9 protein-coding genes and 1 pseudogene are annotated in these 10,974 nt (G+C 59.1%); all 10 read right to left on the reverse strand.

What is annotated here, in order from left to right; all coding sequences use genetic code 11:
- Positions 1-105: 105 nt before the first annotated feature.
- Complete coding sequence (locus PF446_RS14055; protein WP_298072683.1) at positions 106-2,679, reverse strand: DUF4268 domain-containing protein; 2,574 nt, start codon at positions 2,677-2,679, stop codon at positions 106-108.
- A 48-nt stretch (positions 2,680-2,727) separates the two neighbouring features.
- Positions 2,728-3,180, reverse strand: coding sequence for a hypothetical protein (locus PF446_RS14060; RefSeq protein ID WP_298072685.1), 453 nt, complete (start codon positions 3,178-3,180; stop codon positions 2,728-2,730).
- Entirely contained in the window at positions 3,177-4,535 is a 1,359-nt protein-coding gene (locus PF446_RS14065) for a restriction endonuclease subunit S (RefSeq protein ID WP_298072687.1), read from the reverse strand. Before PF446_RS14065 ends, PF446_RS14060 begins: the two co-directional genes overlap by 4 nt.
- Positions 4,532-5,434: an Abi family protein gene (locus PF446_RS14070; protein WP_298072688.1), complete on the reverse strand. Its 903-nt coding sequence runs from the start codon at positions 5,432-5,434 to the stop codon at positions 4,532-4,534. The genes PF446_RS14065 and PF446_RS14070 overlap by 4 nt, the downstream gene beginning before the upstream one ends.
- Positions 5,435-5,564: 130 nt before the next feature.
- The gene (locus PF446_RS14075; protein WP_298072689.1) at positions 5,565-7,409 is read right to left on the reverse strand and encodes a class I SAM-dependent DNA methyltransferase; all 1,845 of its coding nucleotides are present in this window, start codon (positions 7,407-7,409) and stop codon (positions 5,565-5,567) included.
- Positions 7,410-7,517: 108 nt separating this feature from the next.
- Positions 7,518-7,868: a nucleotide pyrophosphohydrolase gene (locus tag PF446_RS14080; RefSeq protein ID WP_298072691.1), complete on the reverse strand. Its 351-nt coding sequence runs from the start codon at positions 7,866-7,868 to the stop codon at positions 7,518-7,520.
- Complete coding sequence (locus PF446_RS14085; RefSeq protein ID WP_298072693.1) at positions 7,865-8,779, reverse strand: HNH endonuclease; 915 nt, start codon at positions 8,777-8,779, stop codon at positions 7,865-7,867. Before PF446_RS14085 ends, PF446_RS14080 begins: the two co-directional genes overlap by 4 nt.
- Before the next feature lie 369 nt (positions 8,780-9,148).
- The gene (locus PF446_RS14090) at positions 9,149-10,405 is read right to left on the reverse strand and encodes a type II toxin-antitoxin system HipA family toxin (RefSeq protein ID WP_298072695.1); all 1,257 of its coding nucleotides are present in this window, start codon (positions 10,403-10,405) and stop codon (positions 9,149-9,151) included.
- Entirely contained in the window at positions 10,399-10,725 is a 327-nt protein-coding gene (locus PF446_RS14095; protein WP_298072697.1) for a helix-turn-helix domain-containing protein, read from the reverse strand. The genes PF446_RS14090 and PF446_RS14095 overlap by 7 nt, the downstream gene beginning before the upstream one ends.
- 30 nt (positions 10,726-10,755) lie before the next feature.
- Positions 10,756-10,974: pseudogene (locus PF446_RS14100) on the reverse strand (hypothetical protein); the annotation flags it as partial.

Here is a 10,974-nt window from a genome sequence, read left to right on the forward strand (position 1 = left end):
AACCTTCGCCTTGATCCGCTGCCATCGCCAGTGTTTGCTGTTTCATCGTCGCAATTCCGCTTGAATGTCAGGACAGCGCTATTTTCGCAATTGTGGGAGACTTTTTCAGCGTTGCCCTAGCTTCTGGATGGGGTCGCGAAGCGCTCTGTCCAACCGTGTGATGGCGTCAATAAGTTTGTCTTGAAGTTGCGGCCATTCAGCCTCTGGCAGCTTCCATCCGCCCGGCATATCCAAACAGATCCGCGAGCCTGATCGATCGGGTAAAGGTTGCCACTCCAATGCCTCGCCGAACGCACCTTCAATGGCCTGACGCTGACTTCGTAGTGCCTCGAAGGCCTGATTGGAGCGTTCACCATCGTCATTGGGCAACCGTATGTAGCACTCAGCGCGGGTGCGGGTTTGCGTGATACTCACACAAAGCGAAAACCCCGTCCGACCAACCCCCAGACTCAACCAGTGATCAGACGTGGCGCTGCGATTGGCAAACAGCTGCGTGTGCGGCAGGGATCGCTCAATAAGCTGCGCCCAGAACAGGCGAAAGAGGTCGTGGCGATTAACTGCGGCATCCTGATCATCCTCTTCACCCACCAGACTCAACCCTGCCGGCGCCCCCTCTTCCCTCTCGGCGTAAGTCTGTCCCGTCGCCTTCACAACCCAGCTCGTACGTCCGTTGTCGGGACGACCGAAGATAACGGCAGACGTCGCGCTAGGGCTGTTGAAAGAAACGTTCTTGGAGAACTGCAAAATGCCGCCATCCGCTGGAATCAGACTCCCGTCATCCATTAGTTGCTGCTTGAGAGCCTGGTAACTATGGTATTGACCGGTCCACCCTGCCCTCGCCTGCGAACCCGCCAGCACGATGAAGTTTCCATCGGCCTCACGTGCACTTGCGGTCAAGTTCTGCTTCTGGCTTTTTATTTCATAGACGGGCGATTCACCGGATGCCGTATGAGCGGCCATGGCATTCATTGCACTTGAGCGCGGACTCTGGCGGTCTTGCAGCCGCCAATGCCCCTCAAGAGCCTCCAGCAGCTGTGCTTCCCTTTCTTCCAGCACCTTGAGTGTCCATTCCGAGTGCTGCAGAACCTGCGTGGTCAGTACGAACGGAGATACACCACCCTTGGTGAAGTAGGCCGTCTTCTTCTTGTCGAAGTCATAGTTGTTGGCGGCGCTATTCTTCTTGCGCGTGAGCAACGCCAAATTGCCCAGCCGATGCACCCACAGCAAGCGATCCTCGGGGCTTGGAACCCACTCCAGCCAGCAGCTTTCCGGCCGTGGCTGTTGCGGCATCACATGCTCCACTGTGATCGTGTCGTAGTCATAGGTGGCACCGCCGCCCGACACCAGTCCGTCCAGCCGCAGCAGGATCACCGCCAGCGCACGTGACGAATAGGTCTCGTAGAGCGGACCGGACAACGCCGTGTACACCGCATACTGCTCCACCCGCGACAACTGCAGTGGGGATGATGCCCCCATCAGATCCACCGCACCTTCAATCGCCTTCGTCAGCGCGGCAAAGCGCTCGATACGTTCGTTCACGCCCGAGCGGCGCACCAGCATCGAATACGCCAGCCGCTCCAGATCATTGAAAAACTGCAGCATCGCTTCGGGTTCGTTGCGATGGCGCGAAAAAAAGGCCAAGGCCGGGGGCAACCAATCCTTGAACTCGATGCGGTTCAACCAGCGCAAACACTGGTTGATGCTTTCGGCATGCTTCTGACTTGAGTAGTCCGCATCCGTGATCTCACGAAAGGCCTGTGCCATCGGCTCAAGCACCGTGTCGATGAACGCGATCGGATCGCTCGGTCCTACGTGGTCACGGAATTCTTTCAGCAATGTGCCCTTGGGCTTGGCTTTGCGATACACCATGCGGATGTGACTGAACAGGTCACCAAAGGCATCACGCCCTAGATCTTCTTCCAGATCCTCCCATTTCGCCGTGTAGGCATCACGCTTGGCCGGGTCGATAGCGCCGATGATCTCTGCCTTGAGTATGTCCGTGGCGCTCAGGTCCAGGCCACGGCTGTTGAGCACACCAAAGATGCGATAGGCCGAATCGAGATCCGGTGTCGCCACCGTCACCAGATAGCAGCGCGTGACAATGAACTGCACCAGCCGGATCAAGATCGCCTGATCCAGCTTGGCCAGCGCCGCCATGTATAGCTGCGCATTTTCGCGCAGACGCTCTTGCGCATCGGGCAGCTTGTTGTTGAGGCCTGCCAACTTCTCAATGCCATCGCCGTGCTGGACATATTCCCGGAAGAAGTCCCGATCCCGCTCACGAAGAGAAAGCCGGTAACGGGCCTCGGTGCCAAAAACCATGCTGCCCTGCTCGTAAATGCATTTGGTAATGCCAGCTTGCACATCGGTATCCGCGACGTTGGCGCGAATCGCCGACAGCAGCAGGGTCAGCGTCGTCAGCCGTTGCTGGCCGTCTACCACCGTCGTCTCGGATACAGTCTCGCGTTTGATCAGCACGATGCTGCCGAGGAAATAAGGAGCCATCTCGTCGAGCTTGCCGCCATCAACCCGCATGTAGTCGAGCAGATCCTCCAGCAGCTCGCGCGCCTGGTCGATCCCCCACGAATAGGGTCGCTGGTAGCTGGGAATGGTGAACACGTAGTCGTCGCTAAAAATCTTTGACAGCGACTGTTCCTTCGCCGAAAGCGTACTCGTCATCGTCATCTCCCTGAAGATCGGATCCAGTAGCACCGAATCCCGTAATACTTAAATACCCATGACCTTGCTGATCAGATTCACCAGCACGCCTTGCCCCATCGACATCGCCTGCTTCCCGGCGCGTATCAGCGGATGCGGTGGTTCGCGCAATTGTGGCAGGTACACATTGCAGCCAGTCTTGAAGTGGAAGTGGCGGGCCATGAACCACAACTCACCGGCAATGGCATCCTCGTTGTAGCCCGCCCCCTGCAGGCGGACGTAGCGTTCTAGCGCCACGGTAGCGAGCATATCGCCGCGCGTCTCCTGCTCACGGCTCGGGTCTCCCTGCCAGCGCACGCTTACCCAGCCCTGCTCGTCGTCGCTGACTGATTCGTCGATCGGGAGGGTCAGCGTGCCGTCAGTTAGCGAGCGGGCGCACCACAGGCCGTCCTGGCGCTCGCCGTCGTAGAGTGGCAACAAGTTGGCGATGAAGCGGACTATCGCCTCGCTTTTGCCGCTCATGCGGCCTGTCTCACATCGATCTTGCCGGTGACGGCGGCGGCGATCAGGACGCTGCGGCGTTCTTTGAGCAAATCGATGGCGTACTTTGATTCGCGCTGGAGCTCATCCAGTCTGCGGCGTTCAGTCGTGATGAAACCCACAATCCGAAACTGCTCTTCCATAGGAGGGAGCGCCACGGGCATATCAAGGATCACAGATTGGCCGATATTCAACATGGAGCTGCTAGCACCGGATGCCTGAAGTTCGATTTGTGATCGTGCACCGTCTGCGCCGAGAAGCGCGGCGAGGAAATCAGAAAGGCAACAAGCCCCGTCCATGCGCAACCTGTACAGTTTGTCGCACAGGAGCAATTTGGGGTGATCTTCGGTGACGACCGCTGCGCCGCCAACCAGATCACGAGTGTTCGCCCGTGAAATCAGCAAGTCGCCTTGCCTCAACGCGTACTGAGACATTGGCTCTAGCTCATCCGGCAACCGCTTGTTCTCTGATGGCCTGAACACCCCGCCGTTTACGCAACCAACTTTGAGAACACCCCAATCTTCAGAAGTCTCGGCCGGGTAGTTTTCACACTGGGGACTCCAGCCTTGTTCGATTGAACTAATCATATGCTTGATGCGACCGATCAACCAATGTGCAGGCACTTTACCTAGCCACGGAACGCCGGAGTCTTTCATCCGGGCGTTGGGATTGAGGCCGCGGGTGACGGCGTGGGAGATGGTGGCCTGGCGCTTTTCTGCCAGCAGGGTCAGCAGTTTTTCCTGCTCGGCAATCAGCGCATCGATCTTGCCGGTCTCGCGGTCGAGGAAGTTGGCGATCCGCTTACGTTCGGGCTCAGGTGGTACGGCCCAGAGCAGCTCACGAACGAAATTATCGGGAACACGCTTCTGTCCGCCAGCGCCATGCATGCTCGCCTCTCCATCAGAGCGAAAATTTGACGAACGAAAGATCCAGTGCAGGAACGCTGACGACATCAAACCGGGAATGGGCCGCGCGACGGTCAACTCAGTCGTACCGAATCCCACCCCATGCGACAGTCCCACCATCAACGCACCCTTGCCGTTCTCGAAGCACGGCGTAATCTTGGCGAAGGCCACGTCTCCATCCCGGAAATAGATGTAGCCGGTTTCCACCTCTTGAATCGGGCGCTCGCATTCCAGAATCAAACTGCCGTCGTCACCGACAGCTTCCATGGGAAGAAAGGACACTTCCAGATCGCGCGGCATAGCGGCGACCTCGGATTTCGACGGATTGAGCCGCACGCAACGCCGGAGTCGCATAAGATTCCAGTGCGATGGCACTTCTCCGAGCCAACGCACCCCGCTGTCTTTGTATTCCGCATATCGAGGCAGACTCATGGCGCTGCCTCTTGCCAGAAAGCAACTGTTTCCCAATCTACAGGAAAGTCCATCGCAGTCAGTGGAATGGCATGTTCGCCAAGCAAATGCTTCAGTCGTTCGCGCAAATGGTGCTTGGGCGCCATCACATCCAACAGGTACGTGACGATCAGCAAGGTGTTGTACAACTTGCGCGATCCAGGTACCAACAAGCCCACCAGCCTGGCCGGCTTGCTGCGCGGAGCCTGCGGAGTAACGGTGAATTCACGGTTCCATAGCCGAGCATGGTGCGCGCAGGTGTTCCTGACGTGTGTGAGATGCTGCAACCACGATTGCAGCACACCATCGTCCAGACCGAAGGGTTTCGCAATGACACGGCGTGTGGGCATCGGCTTGAGGCTGTCGAACCAGCGCGACAGCAGGCCCAGCGACATGACTTCGCAAACCGCCCACACAGGCGGCAAGGGCTCGACATAGGTGTCGCGCAGATGCTTGATGAACACTTCCTTGGAACGCTGTACCTCCCTGTTCATCGCCCCCAGGTTGTCCAACCAATACCTTTCGTCGAACAAGGCCGCTTGCAGGTGCGCATGTGGCCCATGGGCATGCGCCAACTGATAGGCCCATTGCGTACGCAGCGAGACCTCGACCCGCTCGATGGCATCAAGCACCAGCAAGCGCAATTCGCGATCGAAGAAATACAGGCCCAATACGTCGTCAAAACGCGTACCAGGCCTGAAGGTGTGAGACGCATGGCTGGCCTCAAACGGAAGCCAATATGCGCCAAGCCGGTAGTAGTTGAGTTGCGCCAGCCAGAATTCCGCCTGCGCCGGATCGGCGATCACCATACCCCGACTTTGCAGTAGCGCGACCTGCTGGGCAAAGGTAGTGGCTGGCTTGTTGAAGGGATGCTTGCTCATGGCTGCACCCCGCCGGCGAACACCCGAAAAAAGTAACCCGCCAGTTTGAGGATACGCTTGCGCGCATAGCCTTGGCGGGTTTTGTTACAGCAAACTGTACTAGCCCGGACGTTTTCGCACAAGTTCAAACTCATTCGGCCAACTCCACCAGAATCGCCATGATCCGTGCCGAGACGGCCTTCAGTTCCTCGTCGATCTCGTGCAGAGGGCGGGGCGGCTCGAAAACATAGAATTGGCGGTTGAAGGGAATCTCGTAGCCGATCTTGCTCTTGCCCTCGTCGATCCAGGCATCGTGTGCGTGCGGCAGCACCTCGCGTTCGAAGTAGGCCTGGATTTCCTCGCCCAGCGGCACGTTCTCGGTGTCGCGCAAGGATGAATCGGGCTGCGGCTTGCCTTTCTGCTTGCCCTTCTGGCCCAGTACCACGTTGCCTGACTCGTCGCGCAGCGGGCGCTCCACGGTGATGGTTGTGTAGCCGAATTCCTCGTTGCATAAGATACGCGAGAGTGGCGCCACCTTGACCTTGCCGCCTTCGGGCGGCTCGGGGGCGAATTCGGCAGCGTCGATAATGCTGCGCTCGACTTCCTTGCCGTCGGCATCGAACACGGTGGCCAGCTCGGCTTCCTTGAAGTCGCCGAACAGGCGCGTGACCGCGTCGATGTGGGTGTCGCTCATCTCCTTGCGCTTGCTGCCCAGGCTCTTGCGCATCTTCTGCCAGAAGCTGCTGGCGTCGATGAGCTGCACGTAGCCTTTGCGGTCGTCGTCCTTCTTGTTGGACAGGATCCACACGTAGGTGGCGATGCCGGTGTTGTAAAACATGTCGGTGGGCAGGGCGACGATGGCCTCCACCAGGTCGTTCTCCAGCACGTAGCGGCGGATCTCGCTCTCGCCGCTGCCGGCGTTGCCGGTGAACAGCGGCGAGCCGTTGAGCACGATGCCGAAGCGCGCGCCGCCCTCGTCGCCCTGGCGCGGCGCCATCTTCGAGACCAGGTGCAGCAGGAACAGCATGGAACCGTCGGACACGCGCGGCAGGCCGGGGCCGAAACGGCCGTCGAATCCTTTTTCCTCGTGCTCGCGTTTGACCGTCTTTTGCACCTTCTTCCATTCCACACCGAAGGGCGGATTGGAGAGCATGTAGTCGAAGCTGCGAGCCGGGTAGCCGTCCTCGCTCAGCGTGTTGCCCAGCACGATGTTGGCCACGTCCTGGTCGCGGATCAACATGTCGGCCTTGCAGATGGCGTAGGACTCCGGGTTGAGCTCCTGGCCGTGCAGAGTGAGGCGCGCATCGGGGTTATGTTCGCGCAGAAATTCGGCTGCCACCGACAGCATGCCGCCGGTGCCGGCCGTCGGGTCGTAGATGGCACGCACCACCGGGTTGGCGGGGGTGAGCACCTCATCATCCTCGATGAAGATCAGGTTGATCATCAGGCGGATGACTTCGCGCGGGGTGAAGTGTTCGCCGGCGGTTTCGTTGGAAGCCTCGGCGAACTTGCGGATCAGCTCCTCGAACACCAGACCCATCTGCGCGTTGTCCACTTCATCCGGGTGCAGGTTGAAGTTGACGAACTTTTCGGTAACCAGATACAGCAGGTCCGCCTTGGCCAGGCGTTCGATCTGCGCATGAAAATCGAAGTGCTCGAAGATGTCGCGCACGTCGGACGAGAAGCCCTCAATGTAACTGTACAGGTTGCTCTTGATGTGGTCCTGGTCACCCATGAGCCTGGGCAGGTCCAGCTCGGAGGTGTTGTAGAAACGCACATCGGACACACGCCGAAGAAAGGCATCCGGGTCCAGCTTCGCCGCCGTGCGCTTGGCGTGCTCGGCCAGTACCTTGGACTTGCTCGGCGCCAGCACGCAATCGAGGCGACGCAACACGGTGAACGGCAGGATCACGCGCCCGTATTCGGAGCGCTTGTAGTCACCGCGCAGGAGGTCGGCGACGGACCAGATCAGGGCGGAAAGTGAGGATTGGTTCATGGGTGGTTCGTGCGTCCTTGTTCACGTGCGTTGTTCATCTGGAATCTTGCGTACCGCTCATGTCATGCGTTGATCTAGCTACCGGGCGGATGCTGTGTGTTTCTTTGCTCACTCGTTGTACTTGCGCGATGTTCCCTTGAACGCGTCCACGGGGTACTTTCGGCCGTTCTTTGCCAATTTCTTGCGAACGACCTGCTGCGCGTCGATGTCCTGGTCATGAATCAAGTAGGTCAACAAGATCAACAGATCCGCGACTTCGTCCTCCATGCGCTCACGCACATCGGCAGCACGGCACTGCAACTCGGTATCGGGTGTCCACTGGGTCAATTCGGCCAGCTCTCCCGCTTCAATGACCAGCGAGGTGGAGAGGGTTCGCAAGTTGTGGAACTGCTCCCAGTCCCGTTCTGTGCGGAAACTGAGGATGGCCTGCTCAAGCTCACGGTCAATGACGATACTCATGCGAGGAACCTGTTTTCGTTGTGCCACCGAAGTGCATCGCGATCAGGCTGGTCTTGCGCACGCTTGGGCAAGACGGACAAGGGCTGCCCGTCCAATCGGTAATACGCCTTGCCGTTGAACCACTGATCGCGTATCTGTGGACTAATGCGAATGCGATAGTCAGGCTCGACGGTGACCAAGCCGACATCGAACAATTTGTGAAAGTCTGAGCGCAGTAGAAGACCGTTGGTAGTGTGGTGCGACCCTGAATCCGCATACGGCCTGATGTGCGCCGCCTCAAGCACCGGTTGGGTCGACTCCCCGGTCAAAGCGCAGCGTCTGCTGTACGCATCCAAGACCAAGGAGCGAAAGGCGCCCTGCCCCAACCGGCCACGCTGGAGAAATTCGGTGCCGTAACGAGCGCCTTCCTCATGTATGTAGTCATTGAGCCCCGACTGCCCCATGACTTGATTCAAGCGATCCCACAGGCTTTCGCCAAGCGCTTCTCCCGTGTCATACGCTTTGCCTCGCATCACGGCCTTGGGGAAAAAGTCGTCATTTTCGACCCACAGTGGCTCTTGCAGATAAAACACGTCGGTGAGGACTGTGCATCCGATTTCGCGGGTGAAATCGGGCCGATCATGGGCATTGTCGGCAATGAGCGCGGCAAATTCTGACAAATTCGCTGCGCCGTTCTGTTCACCGAAGATATCCCACGCCATGGAGAGCGAGAGATTGGTATAGCTCACGAAGCGTCCACCGCCGGCAATATGGTTTTTGGGGCGCTTGAGCTTGAAGAAGAACCAGGTGCCTTCCGGAAGGTGTGAGAACGGTGGCCGTGCGCTGGGTTGCCAGAAGTTCACCTCGGACAGACCGCGAGTACTGACGTACTCGAACCACCGGTTGTCCGTCACTCCGAGCCAAAACTTCATCGTCGCCCCCGTCCACGCGCTGGCTCATGCTTCCAACTTCACAAGTATGCACCCTCGGTCACGGACCTTCCATGAAGGGAGGACATCACTACGTGCGCATTGCGATCTCGCGCGCTCTTCAGGGCTAAAACTGCAAGCAATGCGCCCGCGCGATCTGTTCGGTCTGCGCTTTGCTCAGGCCGGCCTGCTCGGCAAATGCCGCCCACCGCCGCACGGCCTCGATCACTTCCTCCAGAATCGCCCTGTCCCGCCCGCACTTGAACATGGCGGACTTGGCGCAGGCGCGGAGGTGAAAAGAGAAAAGGTGCCAGGAACAATTTCCTCTGCACCCCGTCCCTTGAAGCGTGCTCGAGGGGTCTTTCCTTCGCATCACGATCCGGTTTGATCCATGCGCTCTCGCAGCCATGTGCCGCGGGTCGATACGATGGTATGCAGGTGCTTTACCAAAGGCGCATCGTCGTCCAGGGGGAGATCCCGAGCGACCTCGGGCAGTGCGTTGTGCAGGGTGTCCAGCAAGGTCATCGCACGGCGGCGAAACTGGGTGAAATTAAGACCCACGGATGCACACATGCGCTGCCAATGGCGGCCCATCAACCACTTTGGACGACGTTCTCCGCCGATGGCCATCGCCATCTTGTCCGCAAGCGCCGGCCAGTAAGCTGTGGATATCAGGTCGTAGGCGGGGGCAAGCTGCCAGCGGCCATCGTCGCCGAACAGCATGGCGATATTCTTGGCGTGCGCATCGGCGTTGCCAATCAGATAGTTGAACACCAGCCAATCGACCAGTTGCAGACGGTCGCGGGCAGGCAACGCGCTATGCGCGTCCACCAGGGCGAACACATCGCTCACGCCTGGGCCGCCATCCACTTCATATTTCTGATCGGGCAACACACCTGCCAGTTGACAGAAGTCCAGCTGATGCAGACGCCGGATGCGACCTTTGTCGATGAGGCGATCGAATCGGGTGATCAGCAAGACAGGCTCCGGTACTTCAACGATCTCGACCGATGCCGTGGACAACCCCACGGCTTGGGCAAGACGCATACAGAGTGCCTCGTTGTAGACCGATTCCGGATACAGACGCGCAGGCTGCAACGCAGGCTTCAGGAGGTGGGTCGATGGCGCCCCGCCCATTGGCAAGGACAGTTCACCCCTATCGCTGCGCACGGGCATCTTGTTCTGCGCGCCCGCCATGGACAGATGCAATGCGCCGTGTTGCTGAAGCAGCGGGATGTTGTCGCGCAGCGCCTCGAGATCGCTGCGTAGCGTATCTTCGCTGTAGGGCTGGTATGCAGCCTCGCGCCTGCTATCGGCGTCTTCGTCCGGGATGATCTCGAAGGCGCCGGCACTCTCACGTCCAAAGGCCTCCAGCAACCGGTACACATTCGCGCGAGGTAACCGCCGCAAGCGACAAAGCGTGTCCAGCACCGGCCCTTCGGGCAACAGATTGGCGAAAAAACCCAGGACTTCTTCGCCCACGAACTCGGCTTCACGCAAGGGCAAGCGTGTCGAAAGCGCAAACGCAGCGCGGCGCTGAAGCCAATGTGCGGCGTAGCGGAACACGAGCCGCCCTTCCCTTGCATCGATCCGACCGACCGTGTCGCCGTCGTAGCGAACCATCAACATCCGCCACGCTCCTTCGTGACGAAGTGCAAACCGAGCGCCTTGAGCACACGCAGCGCGTTGCCCAAACGCACACTCCCACGACCGTTCTCCACGGCGATGATCGTGTCGCGACTGACGCCCGATGCAAGCGCGAGCTGATCCTGGGTCAAACCGGCCTCGGTGCGCGTAGCTCGGACACGCCCCCCCAAGGCAAGAAGGTCGGGATCATGCCCTTGCCGCGCGTGACTTCGGGCACGCGATGAAAAGTTGGTTTTATCCGACTTTTTCACGATGATGGGTTGGATGCTGCATAAGTTGGCTAAAGCCGACTTTCTACCCATCCGAGGTACTTTGTCAACAAAAGTTGGTATTTACCGACTTTTGAAGACGAGCCGATGCGCCCGCGCGATCTGTTCGGTCTGCAATTCGCTCAGCCCAGCCTGCTCAGCAAATGCCGGCCAGCGCCGCACTGTCTCGATCACTTCCTCCAGGATCACCTTGTCGCGCCCACGCTTGAGCATGGCGGACTGGGCGCAGGCGCGGAAGTCGGCCAGGGTGAAGCCCTCGCGCTTGCCGTGGATGGTCATCTG

Origin of the sequence: Oleiagrimonas sp. (assembly GCF_027858935.1) — a bacterium.
Classification (GTDB): Bacteria; Pseudomonadota; Gammaproteobacteria; order Xanthomonadales; family Rhodanobacteraceae; genus Oleiagrimonas.